This window comes from Natronosalvus halobius, from assembly GCF_024138145.1.
Taxonomy (GTDB): domain Archaea; phylum Halobacteriota; class Halobacteria; order Halobacteriales; family Natrialbaceae; genus Natronosalvus; species Natronosalvus halobius.
Window position 1 is genome coordinate 3,146,899 of sequence record NZ_CP099997.1, and the last position, 23,633, is coordinate 3,170,531.

General features: G+C 55.9%; 23 protein-coding genes and 3 pseudogenes. 8 read left to right on the forward strand and 18 right to left on the reverse strand.

The genetic code is table 11. The annotated features are described in order from the left end of the window. Window positions 1-22 precede the first annotated feature (22 nt). The 5 genes from NGM15_RS15335 to NGM15_RS15355 all read right to left on the reverse strand — a co-directional run bounded on the left by NGM15_RS15335 (window position 23) and on the right by NGM15_RS15355 (window position 4,128). A complete protein-coding gene (locus tag NGM15_RS15335; protein ID WP_484549587.1) occupies window positions 23-1,726 on the reverse strand; it encodes a DUF8186 domain-containing protein in 1,704 nt (567 codons plus the stop codon). Window positions 1,727-1,785: 59 nt separating this feature from the next. Next, window positions 1,786-2,199, reverse strand: coding sequence for a DUF7985 family protein (locus tag NGM15_RS15340; RefSeq protein WP_484549588.1), 414 nt, complete (start codon window positions 2,197-2,199; stop codon window positions 1,786-1,788). Between the two features lie 262 nt (window positions 2,200-2,461). Continuing rightward, window positions 2,462-2,917, reverse strand: a complete 456-nt coding sequence (locus NGM15_RS15345; protein ID WP_253432801.1) for a hypothetical protein — start codon at window positions 2,915-2,917, stop codon at window positions 2,462-2,464. A 3-nt stretch (window positions 2,918-2,920) separates the two neighbouring features. Continuing rightward, the gene (locus NGM15_RS15350; protein ID WP_253432804.1) at window positions 2,921-3,463 is read right to left on the reverse strand and encodes a DUF7342 family protein; all 543 of its coding nucleotides are present in this window, start codon (window positions 3,461-3,463) and stop codon (window positions 2,921-2,923) included. Between the two features lie 227 nt (window positions 3,464-3,690). Next, window positions 3,691-4,128: an SWIM zinc finger family protein gene (locus NGM15_RS15355; RefSeq protein ID WP_253438141.1), complete on the reverse strand. Its 438-nt coding sequence runs from the start codon at window positions 4,126-4,128 to the stop codon at window positions 3,691-3,693. A 293-nt stretch (window positions 4,129-4,421) separates the two neighbouring features. Between NGM15_RS15355 and NGM15_RS15360 the strand changes: the two genes are divergently transcribed. The 3 genes from NGM15_RS15360 (at window position 4,422) to NGM15_RS15370 (ending at window position 7,188) form a co-directional block, all read left to right on the forward strand. Next, window positions 4,422-4,694, forward strand: a complete 273-nt coding sequence (locus NGM15_RS15360) for a toxin-antitoxin system TumE family protein (RefSeq protein ID WP_425494484.1) — start codon at window positions 4,422-4,424, stop codon at window positions 4,692-4,694. A 19-nt stretch (window positions 4,695-4,713) separates the two neighbouring features. Then, on the forward strand, window positions 4,714-5,121 hold the full coding sequence (locus tag NGM15_RS15365) for an HVO_A0114 family putative DNA-binding protein (RefSeq protein WP_253432806.1): 408 nt from the start codon (window positions 4,714-4,716) through the stop codon (window positions 5,119-5,121). Between the two features lie 747 nt (window positions 5,122-5,868). Then, window positions 5,869-7,188 carry an RNA-guided endonuclease InsQ/TnpB family protein gene (locus NGM15_RS15370; protein ID WP_253432809.1) on the forward strand — a complete coding sequence of 440 codons (1,320 nt, stop codon included), beginning with the start codon at window positions 5,869-5,871 and terminating at the stop codon, window positions 7,186-7,188. Between the two features lie 123 nt (window positions 7,189-7,311). Here the strand turns inward: NGM15_RS15370 and NGM15_RS15375 are convergent, their stop codons facing one another. Together NGM15_RS15375 and NGM15_RS18835 are read right to left on the reverse strand one after the other, a co-directional pair. Then, window positions 7,312-7,635 (reverse strand): transcription initiation factor IIB family protein, encoded by a 324-nt coding sequence (locus NGM15_RS15375; protein ID WP_253438149.1) that lies wholly within the window; start codon window positions 7,633-7,635, stop codon window positions 7,312-7,314. Window positions 7,636-7,692: 57 nt separating this feature from the next. Further along, window positions 7,693-8,265: pseudogene (locus NGM15_RS18835) on the reverse strand (transcription initiation factor IIB); the annotation flags it as partial. Window positions 8,266-8,398: 133 nt separating this feature from the next. Between NGM15_RS18835 and NGM15_RS15385 the strand changes: the two are divergent. Next, on the forward strand, window positions 8,399-8,689 hold the full coding sequence (locus NGM15_RS15385; RefSeq protein WP_253432812.1) for a hypothetical protein: 291 nt from the start codon (window positions 8,399-8,401) through the stop codon (window positions 8,687-8,689). A 10-nt stretch (window positions 8,690-8,699) separates the two neighbouring features. On the opposite strand, the gene NGM15_RS15390 is transcribed toward NGM15_RS15385, so the two are convergent. From NGM15_RS15390 to NGM15_RS18950, 4 genes and pseudogenes are all read right to left on the reverse strand, one after another. Continuing rightward, window positions 8,700-9,560, reverse strand: coding sequence for a hypothetical protein (locus NGM15_RS15390; RefSeq protein ID WP_253432815.1), 861 nt, complete (start codon window positions 9,558-9,560; stop codon window positions 8,700-8,702). A 238-nt stretch (window positions 9,561-9,798) separates the two neighbouring features. Further along, on the reverse strand, window positions 9,799-11,862 hold the full coding sequence (locus NGM15_RS15395) for a hypothetical protein (RefSeq protein WP_253432816.1): 2,064 nt from the start codon (window positions 11,860-11,862) through the stop codon (window positions 9,799-9,801). Between the two features lie 171 nt (window positions 11,863-12,033). Then, the gene (locus NGM15_RS15400; protein ID WP_253432819.1) at window positions 12,034-12,330 is read right to left on the reverse strand and encodes a PadR family transcriptional regulator; all 297 of its coding nucleotides are present in this window, start codon (window positions 12,328-12,330) and stop codon (window positions 12,034-12,036) included. A 384-nt stretch (window positions 12,331-12,714) separates the two neighbouring features. Further along, window positions 12,715-13,140: pseudogene (locus NGM15_RS18950) on the reverse strand (DUF8154 family protein); the annotation flags it as partial. 141 nt (window positions 13,141-13,281) lie between these two features. Here NGM15_RS18950 and tnpA point away from each other — a divergent pair. Together tnpA and NGM15_RS15410 are read left to right on the forward strand one after the other, a co-directional pair. Further along, a complete protein-coding gene (tnpA, locus tag NGM15_RS15405) occupies window positions 13,282-13,674 on the forward strand; it encodes an IS200/IS605 family transposase (protein WP_253432821.1) in 393 nt (130 codons plus the stop codon). Next, complete coding sequence (locus NGM15_RS15410) at window positions 13,674-14,903, forward strand: RNA-guided endonuclease TnpB family protein (protein WP_253432823.1); 1,230 nt, start codon at window positions 13,674-13,676, stop codon at window positions 14,901-14,903. Before tnpA ends, NGM15_RS15410 begins: the two co-directional genes overlap by 1 nt. Window positions 14,904-15,300: 397 nt before the next feature. Here the strand turns inward: NGM15_RS15410 and NGM15_RS15415 are convergent, their stop codons facing one another. Next, window positions 15,301-16,140, reverse strand: coding sequence for a DNA-binding protein (locus NGM15_RS15415; protein ID WP_253432826.1), 840 nt, complete (start codon window positions 16,138-16,140; stop codon window positions 15,301-15,303). A gap of 714 nt (window positions 16,141-16,854) precedes the next feature. Between NGM15_RS15415 and NGM15_RS15420 the strand changes: the two genes are divergently transcribed. Together NGM15_RS15420 and NGM15_RS15425 are read left to right on the forward strand one after the other, a co-directional pair. After that, on the forward strand, window positions 16,855-17,004 hold the full coding sequence (locus tag NGM15_RS15420; protein ID WP_253438152.1) for a DUF2080 family transposase-associated protein: 150 nt from the start codon (window positions 16,855-16,857) through the stop codon (window positions 17,002-17,004). 3 nt (window positions 17,005-17,007) lie between these two features. Beyond that, on the forward strand, window positions 17,008-18,213 hold the full coding sequence (locus NGM15_RS15425; protein WP_253432828.1) for an RNA-guided endonuclease InsQ/TnpB family protein: 1,206 nt from the start codon (window positions 17,008-17,010) through the stop codon (window positions 18,211-18,213). A 602-nt stretch (window positions 18,214-18,815) separates the two neighbouring features. On the opposite strand, the gene NGM15_RS18955 is transcribed toward NGM15_RS15425, so the two are convergent. The 6 genes and pseudogenes from NGM15_RS18955 to NGM15_RS15455 all read right to left on the reverse strand — a co-directional run bounded on the left by NGM15_RS18955 (window position 18,816) and on the right by NGM15_RS15455 (window position 23,413). Continuing rightward, complete coding sequence (locus NGM15_RS18955; RefSeq protein WP_425494453.1) at window positions 18,816-19,259, reverse strand: toxin-antitoxin system TumE family protein; 444 nt, start codon at window positions 19,257-19,259, stop codon at window positions 18,816-18,818. Next, window positions 19,260-19,787, reverse strand: coding sequence for a winged helix-turn-helix domain-containing protein (locus tag NGM15_RS15430; RefSeq protein WP_253432831.1), 528 nt, complete (start codon window positions 19,785-19,787; stop codon window positions 19,260-19,262). It lies immediately after the preceding gene. Between the two features lie 301 nt (window positions 19,788-20,088). After that, window positions 20,089-21,355 (reverse strand): annotated as a pseudogene (locus NGM15_RS15435) (RNA-guided endonuclease InsQ/TnpB family protein). Between the two features lie 419 nt (window positions 21,356-21,774). After that, a complete protein-coding gene (locus NGM15_RS15445) occupies window positions 21,775-22,074 on the reverse strand; it encodes a type II toxin-antitoxin system RelE family toxin (RefSeq protein ID WP_253432834.1) in 300 nt (99 codons plus the stop codon). A gap of 10 nt (window positions 22,075-22,084) precedes the next feature. Beyond that, on the reverse strand, window positions 22,085-22,363 hold the full coding sequence (locus NGM15_RS15450; protein WP_253432837.1) for a ribbon-helix-helix domain-containing protein: 279 nt from the start codon (window positions 22,361-22,363) through the stop codon (window positions 22,085-22,087). A 123-nt stretch (window positions 22,364-22,486) separates the two neighbouring features. Further along, complete coding sequence (locus tag NGM15_RS15455) at window positions 22,487-23,413, reverse strand: ArdC-like ssDNA-binding domain-containing protein (RefSeq protein WP_253432840.1); 927 nt, start codon at window positions 23,411-23,413, stop codon at window positions 22,487-22,489. Window positions 23,414-23,633: the final 220 nt, after the last annotated feature.

The following is a 23,633-nucleotide window of genomic DNA, read 5'->3' on the forward strand; positions in this document are numbered from 1 at the left end:
CGATATGTCTGTTGGTTGCTTTTCATGGCAGCTCGTCATCGAATTTCAAGAAGGTGCCAATCCGCTTGGCAGCATAGAGGGCGACTGCAAACGGGAGGGCGAAGCGTACGAGATCGACCAGCAGCGTAAACCAGCCAGTGGGCGACGTCAGTGGGTGCCAGGTTGCCGTAGCGGTATCCCCGAGATAGGCTGGCTGATGTGAGCGCCACGACCCTGGATGGTACTCAGCCGTGTAGATTCCCGGCTGACTTACTGTTATCTCGGCGGTTCCAGTTGCGTCCGTTTTGACACGGCGATCACCAACGGTAATGTACCCTGACCGAGCGTCCTGACCGATCAACGAGAACCGCGGATCGTCGAGGGTATCGAGCATAATCGGATCTCCGGTTGCCGTATCGCGTAGCTCGATTCGAAGCGTACTCGCTGTGTCACTCGAGTTGACGACCTCTACCGAGAGCTCGCTCTCACGGATCTCACGTTGTGTACCGTTATCGGGTTCGACAATCTCTGCAGTAACCCCACGAACGATTCCCTCGACGGTGATCGAATCAGGGTCGATCACGTCGTATCGGAGGGCGATTCCCGATGAACGGGTATACGAGTCCGAAACGACGTCAACTTCGACGTTCTCGTGTATCGAAGGTGCTGGTGAGACGGTCTCTCTTCCCCAGACCTCGAGCAGTGTCGGCCCATCACGAATTGGCTCTACGCGCGGCCCGATATCGGATGGGAACGCGTGGACGTACACGGGACGCGGTGTTTCGTTGAGCGTTTGTGTACCGTCTCGAGTCGACTCGACGAGGCGATCCCAGTTCGTGTCGCGAGCCGTATAGTATCGCCACACGCCACGGACGCCGACGTCACCGTCTTCAGAAAGGGTGTATCCGTTCCAGGGCTGTCGCTGGTAGATCGCAACGCCATCATCGTCATCGGGATACGATGCATAGTAGATCGCTGCCTGCGGATCGTAGACCTCAACCTCGAGGTCTTGACTCACGGTCACGTTATCGGAGACGACTCGAGTTTCGACCGCGCTCTGGTTGCCAACCCGTGCCTCTATCTCGAGGCGCGTGTAGATGTCGGCCTCGAGTGTTAGCGTCCCCTGCCCAGAGTGTTCGAAGTCGTATTCGAATACCGGATTGTGCGTCCCCTCGGCAGTCTCGACAACGGTCTCGTCTATTCGTAATCTGACTTCGTCGATACCGTGCTCTTGGATCGACCACGAAACGATCTCGGTATCTCGTAGTTGGGCTTCGTCGAGTCGGATCCGATAATCGACGAACCCCCTCACGGTCCCTTCTGGGGCAACATAGTGAACGGATTGCTCTGGATCGATATGCGTTCGTGTCGATGGATGGATTGCAAACACCGTCGCGTGCGCATCGGCGATGCCGATCGAATCCGTGAGTGTGGCGTGTTCGGGATACCTCGAGGTGTCATTTCCGCCTGCGTTAAGGCGGTCGTAGTCCTGTGTCGTCCAACGTGTGGCTGTATCTGGTGGCTGGGTGAACGAAATGTCTGTACAGGTGACGAGTTCTTCTATCGCTGATGGCTCTTTGCCGTATTGAGCTTCGTACTCAGAAGGGGTTAGACACTCGTCGAGGTCTTTCGACCAGAGCGTTGCTGTTTCGTTGGCATTGAGGTCGTCCTCGTCGGCAGGTACTGGAGAACTCTGGCCGGCCACACTACTGGCAATGACCGCGATAGTCACGACCACCAGTAGCATAAACGTCGATCGAAAGCGGTGCTTCTCGAGGGGATGACCTCGCCGCCGTTGGCTCGTGATTACCACGGCACGAAATCCACACACCCAGCGAGTGGCAGTCCCATCGTCGACCCAGCGACGGTGTACAGCGGCCCCAGTATTACCAGGATGAGCGCGGACTTGAGTGCCGTCCGTTTGTGCTGTTTAAGATCCTTCTTTTGCTCGAAGTTCATCGTGAACATCTCGACGAGTGAATCTGCCTGCCAGACGACGACGAGTCCCATGAGTCCGAGGGCAGTCGTGATCTGGAAGAATCCAGAAATCATCCCGGGGAGGCCTTCAGCATCACAGACAACGCTATCTTGTGCAAGTACTGGATCGACGGCGATTACGGTCAACAAGACGACGACTCCAGCGCTTGTACGCATGAATCGCTGGAGTTGATTCGGTGTCGGTTCAGATGCGGCTTCGATAGCGGTGGTACTCGAACTCATCTAGGCGCGCCTCTCAATTGGTATCCAGGAAGAGGTTTCGTACGTATACGGAACGGCAGTCATTGTGTCGTCACACTCAGTCTCCCGTGATTGACTAAGTATTTTGCGGATAAAATATGTTGGATTAAACTACCATTTTCGAGTGAGAGTCTTTCGCACTATCAGCTGGTCGTCAGCACAAAAACGAGTTGTACGAGCCCTCTAACGTCGATTCTGCAAACCAACAGAACATGACTCTCGAGGCAAAACACCCTACTCAGATCTAGCCGTGAGTAGATGACTGGTATGTCGGGAGAACTTTCTCTAGGAGTTCGTCGATAATTTCCCAGAGAATTAGAGATGGGGTCTCGTGTTCAAACGTGATCTCCCATCGGTCTTCACTTGTCTCTGTTTTGTACTGGAAATGTGCTCGGCCGAGATCAGGGTGATCCTCATCTTGGTGCCAACCAGCGTGGAAGCCTGTGTTCGGATCGGTGTAATTCACCCGAAACCAATCATGAGGTGTCTGTCGATACCAAGCAATAATCAGTTTGGGCGGTTTTGGCCCTGTCTGTGGATCAAGGCGCGTTGGATCGAACGTTGCCTGTAGCTGTTTGGCTTGGACGTCGTCAGGAACATATTCAACTGTCGTGATGTGGGGTATTCGCTCGAGGACGTCCTGTTTGAGTTGTGCATACAGATTTGCATTTGGATCGCCTCCCGGATGTTGGATGGACATCCATCAACTCCTGGCATCAGCATGTTCTGCGTTCGGTGCCAGGAAGTCCCATTCGCGGATTGCGAATCCAACGATCTGGATACGCCGTTGGAGATGTGTCCACTCGCGTGCGATGTCGCGTCGGCGAGCCTCCTCAGCAGGACCAAGATTCTCATCAGCGAGGGTAGCTCGAAGCTGGTTCGGTGACTCAACTTCAAACTCTTCCTCCCAGTCGCGAATTTGCCCTTTCATCTCGGCGAGTCTATCGGTTAGCTCTTCAACTGTTCGGCCACCATCACGGAGTCGCATTGCTTCCTGCATCGCTTGCTGGCGGTAGTCTGGATAGTACGTCGTGTGAGTCCCGCTATCATCTTGACGAAGGACACCGTCGTTAACGAGTCGCCTCAGGACACGCTTGGTCGGTTCGTGTGACCACTCTGCCTCTGAAGCGATCCAATTTGCTGTTTTTGGCTCTGATAGCTGGCGAGCAACCATCCGTACGCGGTCTTCTCCGGTCGTCTGGCGGTCTCTGAGCCCGGTAGTACCATCCGGCGTTTCCTCGGTCATGTTTCACACTTCGGCTGGCATCTTAATATAGGTTGAGGCTATTCGACCCATATAGACAAAATGGCAGTGGTGTCGGACTGTGGACTACCCGAGCTCGAAGACAGCAACTTCGTTTATTCCACAATACGGGCACGCGCTCTTCACTGATTCAAGCGTCGTTCCACAGTGTCGACACTCGTAGATGATCGAAGATTGGTGCTCTCGTCCTAGCAACCATCGGAGAACGATCACTCTGTCTTCTCCAGTGATTTTCGACCAGTTCGAACACACTCCCAGCAGGGAAGTGAGCTGAGCTCAGCACAGACACACTTCGTTGGCTCGTCGTTTTCGCTCTCGTGTGCTTGCTCTGGCTCCTGGCTTTCGGCGGGGATACCACCGTCAGCGATGAGTTGTTGGTCTGTTATCGCCTGAATGAGCGGTCGTCGGATCGCGACCGACACTCGGTGTTTGCACGCTCCTTCGTAGTACTCATCAGCGGGGCACTCACAGTGTGTTGGAACTCCGTTTTCGATCGTCACGATGTATTCGTGATCGGCTGGGGTTTCGTGACTGGCATTCCTGACGAGGACGCCTTCCGGGATGAGTGTGTATTCAAACGCCTCGTACTGGGCGCGTCTGGCCGTTCGTCGAGTAAACTCGAGTTGCGTGAGTGGATGTCTCTCCATTCGGTTTTCACGCAGGACAGTAATTGAAGCCCTGCACCCCTTCGGGGCACACAAAAACAGCTACTCGAGGGAGAACGGTACTAGACTATATACGAAAAGTTGTATTCGCTCTCGCAAACAATGGAAAACATTTGTCTCCGTCAGTTGACCCTACAAAGCCTCCCAGGTTCTTCTATACGCTCTCATTGATCTGTTGGGACCTTTCCCAACACAATTATGCTGTTGGGCCTCTTCCCAACACATAGAGGATGGGCCAAGAACTCACTCATTGATATACGCACGTCGAATCCGGGCTGATTGAGAACGTCGTTATTCGACGGACGAGTGACACAGATACGTACCCATCCGGGTGGAAGTATACTCTCCACCTTGGAACGCTAGAGGATCTAACGCTCATCCGATACGACAACGTTCACGAGGATACGAAAGGCCACGAACTCCACACGGCTGCAGGAGACACAGATGTTGAGTTTCCTGGGATGGAAGCATTGCTCGCCGAGTTCTGGGCCAGCGCAGATAAATACTGGGACGCCGTCAACGGCGATCCAACTCGACCATACCGATAAATAACCAGTACCCCACATCATGACCACGCTACACATCACAGTCGGCGACCGAGAACAGCTTCGTGAGGACACGCTGCAGTTCGTCGCGGATGCGGAAGAAGAAATTGGTAATGAACGGTCGATCCTCCAGTTTGGGACCTATGACGACCTCGTTGCGAATCTTACACCACTTCGCCTCGAATTGATTCAGGCAATTGCAGAGCAGAATCCGACGAGTATGCGCGAGGCCGCCCGCCTCGTCGATCGTGACGTCTCTGACGTCCACTCAGATCTCAAGCAACTCGAGGTTCTCGGTGTCCTTTCGCTTGAAGAGGGTGGACCTGGGGGAGCGATGCAACCAGTCGTTCCCTTTGATCGAATTGAGATGCATATTGACTATCCGCTGCTTGAGGATCGTGATGCTGACAGTGCACCTGCAAGTGTTTAATTGGGTCAAAATTCATTGAGTCGTGGTCAACTGCCTCGGGGTCAAGCACCGAGGCTTGTCAGTGAACTCCCGCTCTGGCGCTATCCAGCGGAGGCGTTGAAATCGCCGTTCGCGTTCACGGTTCCTGACTTCAGGGCCAGTTGACTGGTGGCCCGTTCAGACCCAGACGTGAGCCAGTTCTGGACAAGACGCCACGTCACGTTCCGCGCAGCGTTGTAAGATCGTCGTGTAATCCAAGTTCGTTGGTGAGTCGCTGAGTATGATAATTATTTTCATCCTATTATGGGTAATTATTAATTCCTCAACTCGTTCTTGAGCCTCGTCGTCCAACTGGCCGATATTCAAACGATTGAGGTTTTGCTGAGCATACAATGGGCCCGGTAGCCCTGCTCGAATCGCTGATCCATTGGAAGTGTCTCACCGCTCGCCGGTGCGGAGAGACTTCACCCCGTGATCATCGATGGAATCGAGGGAACTCATTGTGTTAACCAACAAGATACGGCCATACTCTCCCTTGTTGGTTAATAACGTTGGCTGCTGTCCAAGTTTCCTCCTTCGCATGTGGAACATCAGATCATTATCGTGATAATTATACAGAATCGAGGAGAATACCTGACCCTTTAGGGTCAGGGTGAATCCGACAACTCCTCCACAGTCCACCGTCGATAGCAAGGCCGGATATTCCACCGCTCCCAATCCGAATCGTTACAATAGACGCGAGTATAAGTGCTTATACAAGCGTTCAGAATGCTGGAAGTCCACCGCACCTACCGAGCGAAAATCCTCAGCCACTCGCAAGTGGAACGAATGCTCGACCGGCACGGATGGTCGGCCAGTAAACTCTGGAACGTCGCTAACTACCACTCCCGGCAAGTCTGGGAGGAGACGGGCGAAATCCCCGACCACGGTGACCTCAAAGACGAGTTGAAGACTCATCCAAAATACAAAGGACTGCACTCCCAGTCCAGTCAGCGCGTTCTGGAGGAACTCGCTGAAGCCTTCAACTCGTGGTACGGAAAGAGGAAGTCTGACAGTCGAGCGAATCCGCCTGGCTACCGCAAGAAAAACTACTACGACTCACAAGGCCGCCGCGTCCACGAAGAACACCCGCGTAGCACGGTGACGTGGAAACAAAACGGCATCCGCCACGACACGAAGAACAACCGTGTTCGGCTCTCAAAAGGCGCGAACCACAAGGAACACCCGAAAGCGTGGGAGTACATCCTCATCGAGTACGAAACCCGCCCCGGAATCACCGTCGAGAACCTGCAACAGGTCAGAGCCGTCTACGACAAGGTAAAAAGGCGATGGGAACTGCATCTCGTCTGCAAACACGAAGTGGAGACGCCCGCTGCACCCGGAACCGAGTCGGCTGGTGTCGACCTCGGTATCTGCAACTTCGTAGCAGTCGCATACAGCACCGAGCAAGCCGACCTCTACCCCGGCAACCGTTTGAAACAGGACGGCTACTACTTCCCGAAAGAAATCGCCAGATGTGACAAATCAGGTGGCGAAGCAGCCACCAGACACCACCACACGTGGTCGGAACGCCGAACCCACTTCTTCCACAGCCTCGCCAAACACATCGTTGAACGGTGTGTCGAGCAAGAAGTTGGTCGGATAAACGTCGGGAAACTCTCTGGTGTACGAGAGGACGAGAACGGTGACTCGAAAAACTGGGGACGCCACGGCAACCTCGACCTGCACGGGTGGGCGTTCGACCGCCTCACGTCGATTCTCACCTACAAAACGAAGGTTTCGGGTATCAAAGTCGTAGAAGTGTCCGAACGCGACACGAGCAAGACGTGTTGTATCTGCGGGAGAGAAGAGGATAGTCAGCGTGTCGAACGTGGACTGTACGTCTGTGAGGCGTGTGAGGCCGCGTTCAACGCTGATGTGAACGGGGCGGAGAACATCCGTCTCGATATCAATAAAAGTAACTCCGAGTCTTCGACCAGTTTGGACGAAGATAGGAGTACCGGCTGGTTGGCACAGCCCGAAGTCTACCTTCATGACCTCTCCCGAGGATTCCAACCTCGGGCAGAGGTGGTAGACTGCAAACCCTAATATCCCAACTCAGCGGTGCGATGCCGTGGGATTCCTCCGCGTTCACGCGGAGGAGGATATCAATTAAAGTATGACTTTTCCGATCCCAGCAGTGAACTCAAAGCCCTTGAGGCTGCAGCCGTATCACTGGATGGCACTGTTTTGAGCATCAAGGACCTCGAGGAGAGCGTTTCGGTGGGTTCGAATTGTCGCTGTGGAGGTGTTTGCCACGTCTGCGAGTTCTCGTTGTGTGAGCGGGTATCCGAGTTCCTTCCCTGCTTCGTACACACAGGCTGCAGCGAATCCCTGAGGTTGACACCCGATCGTGATTCCAGCGTTGTCGGCGATCGTCGCTAACCTGAGCGCTCGATACTGGACGTCATCAGGTAACTCTAGTTCCTTCGAGAGTCGCGGGAGAACGTTCTGTGGGCGCGGAACCACCGTTGGCAACTCGAGTGTGACGTTCATGGCAGCATATGCACGTTCGATCTGTGCTCGTGAGCACGTCGCTACGTATCGGATCTCACCGAGCGTTCGTCCGAGCCCGTTACATCGACAGGTGGCGTAGACGCTCGCTGCGGCGATTGAATCGAGTGATCGGCCTCGACAGAGATCGTGAGTCTGGGCACGGCGAAAGAGCGTACATGCCTGCTCAGCGAGTGACGTTGGCAACTCGAGAGCGCTCATGAGTCGACGCACTTCTCCGAGTCCATATGCGAGATTCTGTTCGCGCTTTGATCGCCACTGACTCCGCCGGTGATGGTAGCGAAGTCGGTTGAGTTGGCGTCGCTTTCGTCCCGAGAGTGTGTTCCCCTGTCCATCAACGTGCCAACTGATTTCGCTCGAAAGGCCTCGGTCGTGACGGCCTGCAGTTAGGGGAGCTCCCGTCCGACGCCGATCTGGGTTTTCCACTGTGGCGATCCATTCTGCACTGTGATCGAGCAAATCTTCGTCGACGACTAACCCACACGTTCGACAGCAGGTTTCTCGGTTCGCTGTGACGAGTTTGCCACTGCACTCTGGACACCACGTCTTCGGCTGCGTTTCTCTTTCTGACTCTCGATCGAAGCGACTGCTAAAGGTCCTGGTTGTAGCCATCACTATCTCCGACGAGGTAACTACCTGTTCGCCCCGTCACCCCTTACGGGACGATAAACCGTCTCGAGCGAAGGAATCGGAGGCAACCGGAACGAGCGAAACACCAGTATACCTTCCAAGGATAGCATACATCATGAGAACGATATCGACGCGGATTCCAGATAATCTTGAAGCGGAACTCGAGGAATATCTCGAGGAAGAACGCCTAGATCAGGGCGCAGCAGTCCAAAAGCTTCTCTCGGAGGGGCTCAAGGAGTGGCATCGAGAGCAAGCGCTCAAACGACTCGCTGCCGATGAGATCACGTTCACCAAGGCTGCCCAACGTGCACGGATGTCTGTCTGGGAGTTTGCCCAGCTCGCAAAGGATCGTGACACCACGTGGGTGTCGGGCGATCACCTAGAAGCCAATCTTGAGGAATTGTGAACGTAGTTTTTCACTCGTCCCCGCTGAACTCCTCGAAGTCTTCGATGGTGACGGCGATCGCGTCCTGATCCGGTACGTCACGGACTGCGTATGCCGTTGGATAGGTTCCGGCCCTGGCATATGTCTCGGGCTGGGAAATCCGTCGACGATCAGTATCTGAGTGTTTTCGTAAGTACTCTCGAGTGATCATCGGCTCCACAAACGTCAGTTCTGCAGTCCCATCGCCATCGGGGTCATACGCGCCCCAGATGAGCGTGCTCGCGAACTCCCCACCAGTCATCTCGGGAACGGTGGGGTCGACCATGTGTTCTCCCATATCGGTGATGACTCGCTCGTCTACGACTGGTCCTCGGGCGTACCCCTCCGGGATGTATCGACTCGGAAGATCGTACGTCGGCGCGGCCGGCCCGGTGATGGCGTCGACAGTGTTGGCCGGTAGCATGTGGAAGTGAATGTCGAAGTGAGGCACTTCCCAGGCGTTCGGTGGTGGGTGTCCATCCGGGTTCCAGTGTAACCCGAGGAAGGTGAAAGGTGTCGTCGATACTTCCGGGAACGGCATGAAGAATTCCTGGGACCACTTGTGGTGAATGATCACCGATTCGCCGGTCGGTCCGTACTTGTCTGTGTAGTTATCCGTTCCCGACTGTTCGAGTTCTACGGCCGATGGGAGTCCCTCGAGGGCGGCTCGTTCCATAAACATCCCGTGATACTTTGGACGTCCTGACGGCGTGACGGTCGTGAACGCCCGCACCTCGCCGTTGCCCAGGCTTACTGGAGTTCCCCACTCGGTGATGCCGTTGGGCGGGAACGTATTGCCTGCGTCTGCGCTCGCTAGGCCACTCGCCCCGATGACCGTTCCAGTAGCAGCCACGGCCCCGAGAAACCGACGTCTGCCAACGTTAACCCGGTTAATACCTTCCCTCATTCCCCGCGTATTCTCTCGCGTCATTGTTTAATGGAAATGAAGGTATGAACTACCCGACATTTCCTGTATCACCTAAGCATGGTAAGTAATATAATATTATCGAATAATTGAATATCCCGATGGTTCTAAAGTGAACGCGATTCACCCACGGGTCAGGCGACCCGTGGAACTCTCGCTGTTCTCTTTAAAGATTCTCGGCGTTCCGGGCCTGCTCGGTGCGCCGATTGGCCTGCTTCATCCTGTTATGTGCCGCGTTCGAAAGCGGCTCTGGCAGGTCGTCGCTCACCTCGGTGAGCCGACTCGCTACCCGCTGGAGTCGCTCAGCGACGGTATCAAGTTGCTTGTCGGCACGGCCTCGATCGCTGGCGCGTGCCCGCTCGGCGGCCTTCCGGGCGGCCTCGACGACGGCTGCGAGGGCGCGTTCGAGCCCCTCGACGTCGTTCGACGAACCGCTGTTCTCCTTATTCCCCTCGCTATGCGACGCGACCGCCGCCCGCGTCTCTTCGACGATATCCGCCACGAACAGCGCGAGGGAGGTCTTGCCGGTCTCGGGGCGCTCGATACGAATTGCCGACTTACCCTCAGCGGGAGGGTTGACCCGGTAGGCGCCGACGGCGTTGTCGCTGTCTCTGACCTCGGCCGTGTAGGCCCCGCCGGCGTGGACGTAAACGGCGTCGTTCCCCTCCACCGACGACTCGTACAGCCGCCCGGCGAAGTCGTCTTCGACGGCCACCGCCGAGAGATCGATCTCGGCGTTCTCGCCGATGAATTCCACCTTCGTCGCGCGATCGCGGGCGACCAGCGGAATCTCGCCGCCGACGCCGGCTCCCGTCGTGGTCCCGTCGCCCGAGACGACGACGCGTTCGCTGTGTGGCGCTCTGCCGGCACCGTTGACCGTCAGTCGGTGCTCGCCGGGCGGGACGTTCTGTACGATGGCGACGCCACCGAACGTCGGGACCGCCTCCGGCTCGCTCTCCAGCAGGACGATCGACTCGACAGTCGACTCCGTCGTCGTCAGCCCTTCGTTCTCCGGTGCGTCGTCGGCCGTAATCGCTTCCGTAATGTGGGTGGCCACGGTGTTGATCGATGCCGGTTCGCCCACAGCGTCGTAGCGATCGGCCAGTGCTGCCCGATGGGCTGTGACAGTGATGTCCGCCGCCGGATTGTCGTAGCGAGGCTGGTTCCACGGCGTCTCCGTCGTCGTGATGTGGCCAGCGATGGCGTCTTCGACCACGTCGGGGACGGCAAACTCGAAACTCAACTGCGGCCCGGTGAAGCCCGCGATGTGTTCGAGCTCGCCGCTCGGGACGAGGTCGTATTCGACGTCGGCGTCGGCGTCGGCGTTACCCTCTCGCTCGCGGTGGCGAAAGACGAGCCCCGTTTCACGCGTCGGCAGGTTCGTCGGCGGCGACGTCAGCGTGTCGTACGATCGGATCGTCAGGTCGGCGTCGATCAGCGACTCGCGGGTGACAGACGGCAGGCGTTCGTGATCGTATATCGGTGCGCCCTCGTACTCCGGGACGATGAAGGGGAGCCGCGACCCTTCGTCTCGTGGCAGGCCGTACGCGATCGGGAGTTCGATGTCTGCGAGGTCCTCGAGACCCTCGATCGCCGTGTTCGTGATGTCTGCCAGCAAGTCCTCGACGGCGATCCGTTGGAAGCGTTCGGGGACATCGTTGACCGAGAGCGCACTCGAGTGTGAGCCGAGTTCCGAGAGAACGCGCGGAATCATCTCCGGGTCTGGATCCAGGAACTCGTTGTTAGGCACCTTCCGAGAGTGTGAACTGGCGACGTACAGTTGCGGATCGCCGGTCTCGGTGTCGACGAAGACGTGCAGTACTTCCCAGTCGTGCCAGTGGAAATTCGTCGTAAACTGGTCAAACACCGAGTAAAGCCAGAACTGGACCGCGGCCAGTGGTGATTCATCGTACTCGACGACGTGATAGAACACCGTTGGATTCGGTGGGGTTCCCTCGCTGTACTGCTCGTGGTAGCCGTCGAAGGCATCAAATCCGCTGATAATGGTCTCGCCATCGCGCTCACTGGCGTAGGGCCGCGGGTCCGTCGCAAACCACGGCTCGTGGACATCGAAGTATAGCGTCGGGGCGAATTGCGTTGCCAACTCATGGGCCGTTTCGTCGTCCACCCGACTCGTCTGGCCGTCACTCTCACGGTTGAACGACGAACAGCCAGCCACAGCTGTTCCACTGATGCCGGCGAGTGCGCCAAGGACGGTTCGGCGATCCATACTGATTGTAGCGTCGTCAGTCACGGGTCATCACGGTCCATCTGAGAGACCACCGTTTGAGACGTGCACAACCACTTCAGTGCTGGGCATATCTCTGGGTGAGTATATTCGCTCAATAAGCCTTCTGTACTGACCGAGCATTACACAGACTCGAGGAGAAAGCCCACGACTTCAGTCGTAGGTTACTGACAGAATACTTTCGACGTACTGGTCTTCCCACTGTCGTCGATCTTCGATCTCACGACGTCCTCGGCGCGTCACGGAATAGACGTTCGTCCGACGATCGGCCTCACCTTTCTCGATCAGTCCTTTGTCGACGAGGGTGTCAAGATTCGGATAGAGACGGCCATGGTGGATCTCTTTCTCGTAGTAATTCTCGAGTTCGTCTTTGATCGCGAGTCCATGCGGTTCGTCCAGCCCTGCAGCCGCATACAAGAGGTCACGCTGGAACCCAGTCAGGTCGTACATTGCCGATTCTACGTAGAATGGGCAATTAAAGACATGGTGTACTGAATAGATTTGCCACAGATAGTGTAGCGAAAGCCCGGCAGCGTGGTTCGAAAATCGAAGATTTCGTCATCACGAAAGAGCTTCGCTCTTTCGAACGAAAACGGCCGTTGGCCGTGAGCAGCCCGGAACGTGGAGGTGGGTAGTGGGTGACCGGGCATCAATAAAAAGAGATGTTGTTCGGGGAACCTCAACGGCACAAGCACCGTAACCTCGTGAGGAGCGAAGGCAAGCGAGACGCGTGCGTCTCGCTAGGCGCGGGACTCAAGCGCGTCAAGGGGCTTTCACGGTAGTGTACACTCGAATCTCCTCAGAACAACTCAGCCCCATTCTTCACTTTGATAGTCATCTCGAGCCACAGAGGCACTCATGGCCCTGAGATGAGCGTCCAACAACAAACGCGTGAATCTCAGTTGCGAGTAGGAACAGTTGTTCAGCCCGATTCGCCGCAGCGAGCCCATCCTGATAATACGTTTTTGCTTGATGATCACGCCAGAGGTCTGCAAGATCCTCGGCAGTCGCTTCAGAGAAGATTCCGACGGAAGCTGCTTCCCGATACACACCAGGATGCGTTCCAGGCAAGTCCACAGGTCGCATCGTCCCTCGTTCCAAGAGCCGAAACTCCACAGTCCGTTCAATTGCAACAAAGGACGCCTCAATAACGAGAGTATGATAGCCTTCTTCTCGGAGCGTCTCTGCACCGGCTAGCAGTCGGCATGCTTTCCGAAGTTGGAGGAGTGCAGCGTCTTCGACATCAAGGCCGAGTTCTATCTTTAAACAACGAGAGAATCCCACCGTTCACGGCGGGCGTGAATCGCGTCGGTCGACTACATAAATCACGAACTACAGCACACCGAATACCCCACGAAACAAGGTTTAATACAATTGGCCCCTTGAATCTGATGAGGCCAAATGAAGTACAACCTTCAAACAGGGTCGCACACGGTATACGCGCTCCAATATCACTTTGTGACCGTCACGAAGTACCGTGCGGCTATCCTCACCGAAGAAATCGCAGAACGTCTCGGTGAGATTGCGAACGAACTCTCGGAGGACTTCGGGGTTGACATTCAGAACGTGAATGGCGGGGCCGACCACATCCACATCCTGTTCACCGCGAAACCGACCACTGACATAACGAAGTTCATCAATTCGCTAAAGGGCGTGACGTCACGGAAGGTTCGGAGCGAGTACCCTGAAGTGAAACAGACGCTCGAAGATTCGTTCTGGCAACCGGGATACTTCCTCGCCAGCACGGGGCAAGTGAGCATTGACGTTCTCATGGACTACGTGGAGGATCAGTAATGTCGGCCACGGCGAACAAGACTCTCGAAGCAACACTTGCCCCGCCAACAGCGCACAAAGAGGAGAAGCTACAGGATACCCTCGAGACGTACCGTGAGGCGCTTCAGGATGCGTTTGACTCCGGTGCAGATACGATGGGCGGAGTCTCCGAGGTAGTGACACCGTTCAACCTTCCGTACCAAGCGAAGGCTGCACTCTGTAGCTACGTCAAGAAGCTCCGAACGACGTACAATGCCCGTGAGATCGACGACGAACATCCGCTCCGACTCACGAACCAAGCTGCGACGTTCGACCACTCGAGCGAACGTGAGTATGAGTTTACGTGGTGGGCACCGCGACCGGGGCACGGAACGAACTTCTGGATTCCGCTTCGAATCAACCCGGAGCAAGAAGCCCTCTGGCACGATCTACTCACCGAGGATGCGAAAGCCGGTCAGATTCGACTTCAGCGTCACCGGAAGAACTGGGTACTTCACGTCACCGTCGAGTACCCGATTGAAGAACCGACGACGGACGGTGACACCACACCAGTCGGGCTTGATACCGGCGAGACTGCGCTAATTACGGCCTGTGGCCTTAAGCGCGGTACGCCGACAAGACCCGTTCTTTGGAGTGGCAAACGTGCGAAACACCTCCGAAAGGAGATGTCGACCACGCTTCAGCGACTACAGGAACGCGATGCTGAATGGCGCATTGACGAACGGTTCGACTACTACCAAAACGCGCTTACGGATATTCTCGAGAAGGCCAGCTGCGAAGTCGTCGAATACGCTAACACCTTCGAGAATCCGGTGATCGTGATGGAGGACTTGACGTACATCCGCGAGAACTTGGACTACGGCAAGTACATGAACCGACGACTCCACGCATGGGCCTTTGCACGGCTTCAGGATCGTGTTGAGGACAAAGCGACGGACGCTGGTATCCCAGTCGAATATGTGAATCCAGCCTACACGTCCCAGACGTGCCACGAGTGCGGACACATCGGGAAGCGAAGTACGCAAGCCGAACTCCGATGTACGAACGACGACTGTCACGTCTCGACGTTTCAGGCGGATATCAGTGCTGCTGCAAGCATCGCTCAACGGGTTGACCCGTGGGGAGAGAGTTGCACTTGGAAACCGTGTGACGATGACTCGCCACAGGATGGGAGCGGTTGTGACACCGCCGTAAGACCACCCAAGCCGAGCGCACCTACGCAAATGACGCTTGGAGCGTATGAGTCTTAAAACCTTACCGGCAAGTCCGGTATTCCTACTGGGTGGGAAGCCTCGCCGTTTACGGCGAGGAGGATGTCACAGTAAACTCTGTCTCGTGCGCATCAGCCAACAGACGAAGGATGTCGTCAGTTGCAGTAATTCGGAAAATATCGATATCACCGGTGGGATTGACATCGATACACACCGCCACATCTTGACCCGCTATTTCAGACACTGTATGATATTGTGCAACGAGTTATAAATAAATTGTCCTAGCAGGTTAAGCGCTGGGTGTTGTGGTGAGACGAAGTTTCTGCGAAAGCCCGGCAGCGAAATGGCCGTTGGCCGTGAGCTGCCCGGAACGTGGAGGTGGGTGGGGCGGTGGGTAGTGGGTGATCGGGCACCAGTAAAAAAGAGAGGTTGTCGGCTACTCCCACCAGGACTCGCGCTCTGGGAACACGATTTCCGACCACCGAGTCAGCGCAATCGAACACCGACCATTGTACCAGTTCTTCGCCGCCGTCCTGAACCGCACCCGTTCGCCTTCTCGAACCATCGTCTGTCGACTCTTCGCCCAAATCGTGAACTTTGTTCTTCCAGTCTCGTCTTCGAGTAACCCGACCTGTTGAATCGCGGGACTCGAGGCATCCCACAGTTCGATCACACGGCCTTCGACACTGACTTCGCCCTTTCTAATCGACTCAAGCCTTCCAATCGGTACGATCGTCCCTGCCTCGTGTTGTATCTCTTCTTTGGTATCCATCACCGCCTCGAACATGTCCGCACCCTCGAGCACTCGACTGGCAATTCGCTTCCCGATGACCGCTCGCGTGTACCCACCTTGGACGTCTTCTGCCAACCGCCGTGCCTGCCGATTGACCTGTCCCAGTTCTCTTCGCTCGAGTTTCTCTCGAGGATCGACTTCGTTGACCGGCCGCTCACGACGCGCCGCTTCAACTACTGCTCTCGTTCGCTCCGCTCGTCCCTCCTGTCGACCGAACGCTGCCTGTACGCTGATTCGCTCGAGTTCTTCCTCTCTCGCTCGAATGCGCTCTTCCTGGGCCAGGGTCACGCCGTAGATCCGATCTCCGCTGGTGTCGACCATCCCCTCCGGGTGGTTCGAATCCACCTTCGCCTGTATCTCCATCTCGACCGTTGGCCGGAACTCTGGAGTCTCATCGACGACGTCTTCTCCTCGAACCGCCTCCTGTTCGTACGCCTGTTCATCGACCGAAACGATCTTACTGACTGACTTCTTAGTAGACATTGGAATTCTTGCTAATTCCGAAGGCGCTCACTCGGTGTCTTTTCCGACACCACGACTCTCCAGCCCTGGCTCTCTTCGTCGTTCAACTTCTCCATCACACGCGTCTCGCTCGCGCCTTCGCACGCGCCCCCTGGGGCGCGAGCGAGACGCGCCGATGTCAGATCTAACCAGTACCGCGCGTCGCTTCAACCGGAGCGAGCGTCCAGCGGGATATGCCCGCTCGTGTTCGGCCCGCAAGGGGCGCAACCGACGGGGATACCTGCTGGCGTCGAGGGCACATCCACTTTAGCCCGGCAGCCCGCCCGCTACTGCAGGCAGGCAGCCCGGAATGGTCGGTCGCGAGCGATGCGGAGGGTGGAAGCGACGAGCGGTGCGCGCCGTCAGGTCAAGTGTGTAACTTGATTCAGGTGCTAAGCCCCTTCTTTAAGAGCAACATAGAATACGAAGTGACCGAGTAGCACAAAAAGGGGGAATACAGCGACACACGAGTTTCTGAACTTAGTTGCTAAGTCCCCCTTCCTCAAGGACCAATGCAGGGAGTGATACGGCAGAGTAGCGCAGTAGGGAGGGATACAGCGCCCCCAGAAATTGGAAATTTCTGGTGTGCGAGCGAGACGCAGAGCGTCTCGTCAACGGCGCACATTCTCAAACACCCACGATACCCACTTCAGAGGTCTATCGCTACCTTTATGTCTATCCATAGTCTATACAATGGTGATGGATAGGTTTGAAATCGAAGGCGAGGAAGTCCTCGATGGCACGGCAAAACCGTCGGGCAATAGCGCTCACGTCATCGTTCCCAAACGCTGGCGCGGAGCCGACGTGAAAGTCGTCCGCGTCTCCAAACCTAACTCAGACGAATAGTCAATGCAGTACAACTACAAGTATCGAATTGACCCGCCAGAACCCCTCCAAGAGGAGCTTCTGTATCACGTCGATACTTGTAGACAACTGTACAACAACGTTCTCTACCTACTCAACGACGCAGACGATATCCCATCCCGCTACGAGGTGCAAGGGCAACTCCCCGACCTCAAAACGTGGTGGGACGACCTGAACAACGTTCACTCGAAAGTCCTCCAGATGGTCGTCAAGCGCGTCTACGACAACCTCTCCACGCTCAAAGCACAGAAGGAGAACGGGCGTTCCGTGGGGATGCTCAAGTGGAAACCGCCTCGGGAGTATCGGTCGCTCACCTACAATCAGTCCGGCTTCAAACTCAAGAATACGAGTGGTCGGCCCATCTTGTGGTTGAGCAAGATTGGTGAGATTCCGATTCACCTCCACCGAGACATCCCCGAGGACGCGACCATCAAACAGGTCACGGTCAAGCGAGACCCCACGGGTGAGTGGTACGCCACGTTCGGCATCGACGTGGAGAAAGATCCTCCCGAGAAACCTGAGACGACCGAGGAGGTCGTTGGCATCGACGTAGGGATTCTCAAGTACGCACACGATACCAAGGGATACGCTATTGAAAGTCCTGACTTGAGTGAAGAACGTGACCGACTCGACTGCGCCCAACGCAACCTCTCACGGAAAGAACACGGGTCTGCGAATTGGGAGAAACAGCGAGAGGTCGTCGCCCGGCGCCATGCTGACCTGAAACGGAAGCGTCGAGACTTCCTCCACAAGTTGTCGAACTACTACGCCCAAGAGTATGACCTCGTGGCGGTCGAGGATTTGGACGCGAAAGGGTTGGTCGAACTCCCCGGCAACTCTCGGGACCGAGTGGGGGCGGCGTGGGGAACGTTCCTACGAATGCTCGAATACAAGTGCGAGCGCGAGGGAACGCATTTCGTCGCTGTTGATCCGAAGAATACGACGAAGGAGTGCGCGTCCTGCGGTATCAAGACGGACAAACCGTTGTGGGTTCGTGAACACTCGTGTCCGGCGTGTGGGTTTGAATCGGATAGAGACGCGAATGCGGCATGGAACATCCTTTCCCGTGGCCTCGAAGACGTAGGAGTGGTTCACTCCGAATTAACGCCTGTGGAGACTGCGCTCCCTGTTGATACTTCTGTGTCTGCAAAGCGTGTCGTGGAAACAGGAAGCCCCACCCTCACAGAGTGAACGGTTCGATCGTGAACGTTTATGGGGGTAGTTCACGCCGTTTTCGCGTCTGAGCGAGCGAAGACCGAAAGCGCGCTTAATACTGGCAACCGAAGAGCGGGAGTGAGCGACGGTCAGAAGCGGCGAGCGGGACGGGCCATCCAGAAACACCCTAGGAAACCGGCTGATTCGCACCACTCTGATGAGACGACTTCTCGGAACGACCGTGAAATGCGAAGGTTGATGCGTTCGATTTCGGGATCGCCATTGTTGGTCTCAGATTCAGACATACGCTTGTACGTGCGTAGCACATACACAAAACAGTACCACCGATATTCAATCGAACCAGTTCGTCACCCGCTCATATCTGGATCTAAGCACGCGGCGCTACAACATTCGGACCGAGGCATCCAATGGGCAAGTCCACTCATGGGGAGACAAGCGCGGAATAGTATACGTGTGAACGCTAAGACGAGATCTATGTGTAATCGGTATATACGGATGTATACTACTAACGTGAATTACAGGGCCGCCGTGTCACCACAGCGCTGCTATTGCACATCTGCTGGACGTCCATCGCGATACTCAGTATCGTCGATGTATCCGTCTGTTCTGACCACTTGCTAGGACCACAGTGTCTCTATTCGTTGTTCTATCGCGGTGAGCACTGTCGAGTATACCTCGAGTGGATGGAGTGAAGGGAACTCGAGATTGGTGACTTCGGTGGCAGATGGCGGCTCGTGGAAGTGTAACCGGGTGTTGTGCGTATTCGGATGCCAATCCCAGCGACACTCCCAGAGCTCTCCATCCCCGTGTTCTTCAACGTAGTGGACCGAGAAATCACCAGTCGTGAACCACCGGATGTCGAGTCGGGCCGTGGTTACTGAGTCTGGGTACCGTCCAGCGTCGAAGAGCACATGAAGCAATCGGGGTTCGTAGGAATCCGGGTCGAACGTCGTTTCGGCGACGAGTGAATCCGACGTAAGGTGTCGTTCCAATAGACGCAATGTCTGTCGATCCGGTGGCCCTGTCGAGTGAGGCGCTGAATCATCTGGTGGCAGACTCATTTAGGCTGGAATTAGATGCCCATCGTTCTGGGAGAGCTGGCGAGCAAGTTCATATAGCCGAATGTCCCGAATCACACCCTGCCACTCACTGACGGCGGTCATCCGTTCGTGGATGGTTTCGTGATCACCGTGGTCGAACACGTTGACAGCCGTTGGGTCTGCCGTCCCGAACTGCGATTCGTATTCCGCACGCTGTGTTTCAAGCGCCTCCACCCGATTGATGATCTCTTCGACAGAGAGCTCGGTTGCGATCCGACTGGCGTCTTGCCATTCGAGATACCCCTCGTTTCGTTCGTATGTCGCTGGGCGGCTGTCTCTATCGGCTCGGGCGATGCCCATCTCCGCCAAGCGCTCGAGGTGCTTTTTCGCGGCGTTCGGAGAGCAGTCTGCAAGCTCTGCAATTTCGGTGTACGCAATCGGAGACGTAACCCCAAGGACGACGTCGTAGACACGACCAAACGTGTCCGTTCCTGCTTGCCACCGTCGCTGGGCACCGTTGGACTCGGGGGCTGGATCGAACTCAGTCATACCTCCCTGTAGGTGGCCACTTTCAATATATCTTCGGATCATTCAGATATATGCAACTGCGTGTAGGATGGCCTGCTGGGAGAGCACAATTTGCCTTGTGTCACCTACTCACTCACGACTGATGCTGTTCGCTGATTGAGTTGGGTAGTTCACTTTTTTGATCGATCAATTCCAAATTCTTGATTATCGTGCTTGCACTCGAGCGAATACGCTCGAGACGTTCACTCACCGTTTCAGGTTCGTCGCCTTGCCACGCGGCCAGGTGAACCGCCTCCGGGTCGAGCCCGAGGCTTCCCGTGGGTTAGTCGGACACTCCCACGCGACCATCGGCCTGATAACCTCGAGCGGTCGGGTGGGTCACGGTCGGCTGATTCACACAGCCCGATGCCTGCCGTCGCAGTTTCCGAACAGTCGGAAGCGTGTTGAGAGCAGGCACATTTCGATTCAACGACTCCAATCCCTTCTTCGCAATATTCACTGCCGCGTTCCGGTCAGCGTGGTCTTGCCGACCACACGCGTTGCACGTGAACCGCTTCTTCCGACGATTCGACCGAGCCGTATGCTCACACTCAGTAAACGAACACATCTGACTGGTGTACGCGGGGTCGATGTCATCGCTCGGAATCCCTTCGAACGCCGCTTTGTACGCGACGAACGAACGGAGTTTGTGAAACGGCAACGAGTGCAACCGACGATTCATCCGAGTGCCGTAGTCAATCGAGTCTCGCATATACTTGAGGTCTTCAAACACAACGAGCGGCGACTCGAATTGCTGAACCCACTCCACAATCCGTCGGGAGACTTGATGGAGTTGGTCGTGGACGTATCGCTCTTCCTTGCCCTCGAATACCTGGTCAAACGCTGTCTGCCCAACGCTCTGCATCCGCTTTCGCATCGTGAAGTACCGATGCCGCTCTTGCTTGATTTCAGGATATTCGATAACCACCGAATCAACGATGGCATCTTCACGAAGGGCGGCGAGGGCCACGCAGTCTTCGTTGATGTCTACACCGACAACGGTTTGCGCATCGTGTTTGTCTCGAACTGTCGCTTCGAGGTGAGTGACGTTGACGTGGAGTTCGTGGTTGCCGTAGCGGGTCATCGCTTCAGCGGTTCCCACTCGCCACTCCTCATTTCCGAGTGCGTGTGTGAGGAGCTCGAGGCTGTCTGGTGAGCCACGAAGCGTGCCTTTCACTGGATTGTACGGCTTGGCACTGATTCGATAGTGTATCTTGCCGTCTACGAGTGTAAGGTTATAGCCCTCGGTGAAGTTCATCCGCAACGGGTATGGCCCGGTCTTCTCGTGACTGGGTGTGTTGTAGTCGTCGCGGTCGTAAGACTGCTGAAGTGCGTCGAGGGACTTTGCGACGACGCGTTGCGTGGTGTTTTTCACGAGGTCAGCTTCGTCTTCAAGACGGGGGTGAGATGTCGTCCCAGTCTGTCCCGTCTTTCGCTAAGTGGATGGTCTGGTTGAACACCCATCGAGCTTCGTGGTATGCTTCGGAGAGAAGTCGCTCTTTCTTGGGTTGGAGTTGAAAGACGAGTGTCTTCGTGAGCGGCTTCTCCATACTGTTTTCGACGGACTGCGGTGTTGTAAGGGTATGGGTTAGCGTTGATAGATTAGGCGATGTTGGCTTCACCTCGCGGTCAAGCCCCGAGGCACTCGCCTTGCTCATCTGTAGAACGCCGAGCCGCTCGTATCGAGTCCGACGTGTCGGCCAACGGTGTAGGCGACTGCCTCGGCTTCGACTTCGCGGCTTGCGTGTTCGCTCTTGTAGGTCATTCAGTTCGAGGGGGTCGAAGGTATATGCTCTTTCAGCTTTGGCGGGAAGCGCGGACCCCCTCCCTACTCACTCGTGGTTCGAAAATCTTCGGTTTTCGTCATCACGAGAGACCTACGGTCTTTCGAACGACTTCGCTCGCGCTCGAGGAAGGGAACTCCGCACTACCACCCACGGTGAAAGTCCCTGACTCGCCATCTTCTATGCTACTCGTCGTCGCACCAGGACCCCCAGACCTCACGGTACTTCCCGAGTTCCCGATATTCCTTCTTGCGCTCGAAGACATCGATGGCGTAGATCTGCTCGTTGTCTTTGTCCCAGTCGATCAGCACACGGAAGTCACCGACCCGGAGCTTGTACCCTGGGTGGTTCTTCAGCCGATCGAGAAAGTGGCCGGGAAAGTCCCTTATGCCTTCCAGTTTGTTGATAACGCGCTTCGCGTCTTCTGTCTCGAACTGTTCTACTGTCGAAAAGAATGTTTCCGTCAGGATAATATCGTGTGGCACTCGACAATCCTCACTCCCCGCTGTCGTTGTCGATGCCGAGTCGGTTCTTCGCTTCTGAGATTGACATCGTCCGTCCCGCGGCCACGTCCGCGTAGCCTTCGGAGATGCCTTCTTGTGCCCCGGGCGTTAGGATCGGCTCGGTCGTGTCGCGAAGTACCTCGCGGATGAACTCTGATCGATTAGTGTAGTTTAGCTCCTCCGCTAATTCATCAAGTTCCTTCAGAAGCCGTCTGGGAACTTTGACGTTGAGTTTCACCATGTCGCCGTTGTCGCCTGTATCCGTGCTCATGTATCGTGGTACGTGGGTGGTACTGATAGAACTATCGCTGATAGTGGTGGCCAAGTTCTGCCTCTTTGTCCGTCACTGTCGGTTCGAGAGGACAATTCGTGGTGAACTACCGCTGCTTTCTCGTTACTCAATTGACTCCAGTTGTTTGATAACTATATGTGCACTCGAGCGAATACGCTCGAAACGTTCACTCACCGTTTCAGGTTCGTCGCCTTGCCACGCGGCCAGGTAAAACGCCGAGCCGCTCGTATCGAGCCCGACGTATCGACCAACGATGTAGGCGACTGCCTCGGCTTCGACCTCGCGACTCGCATGTTCGCTCTTGCTGAGACCATCTGCGTGTAACAGCACATGGGCGTATTCGTGCACGAGCGTCGTAGCGAGGTCGGCAGTGTTTGTACGCTCACGTACTTTGACGGTGGGCCGCCTGTCGCGATGAAACTCACAGACGCCTCTGGCTGAGCCGAAGGGCCACGCTTCCGTAGCTACGATCGTCACCTCGATATCGAGCGCCTTCCCGGCTTCATAGAGTAGGGGAACGATCTCGCGAGCATCTCCCGTTGTTTCGGTCTCGAGCGACGGAAGCGCCTCGCCTTCTGTCTGAGAAATATCGAAGACGGGAACGGGCTTGAATCCGACGAGGCCTTTCGACCACTCCTCTGGAGGCGTTTCGGTGTACTCACACCCAGTACTCGAGTGACGCGATTTCGAGAGCCCACAGGATGGACATTTTCGAGCCGTGATTGGTGCCCAGATCCAGATCGCTCGTTCTCCTTTTTTGACCTGCCGGTCGAAATTCGTTTGCCAGCTTCGATACCCGGCGACGCGCGTTGCTGATGGACACTGCTGGGCGATCAAGAGCGTATTCCGGTGAGAGTAGTCGTGAAAGCGACTCTGTACTTCGAGCCAGTGTTTGAACTCCTCACTCGCTCGTGCTTCGCTGATCAGATCGACGAGATCGCTAAGCCACGATTCGATCGTCTCGTTCATCTCGTCGTGTCGAGTTTCGGTCTCCTCGAACGACGCTACTGTGGGTTGTTTCGTTGCCATTGGTCGAACAGGCACACCGAATGGAGTGCCCTTACCCGTGAGGGCACCAAAAATCCACCACTACCGGTGCCCATAGGCCAGCGAAATCCCCTTCTTCAGCTGTAGTTTTTCGAGCGCGCTGTTGAATAAGGACACGGCGTTGGAGTGAGGTATGGCCTGCCCACAAACGAGGAATGAAAGAGTAAGATTTCGGAACCCACGCTTCATTCTTGACACTTAG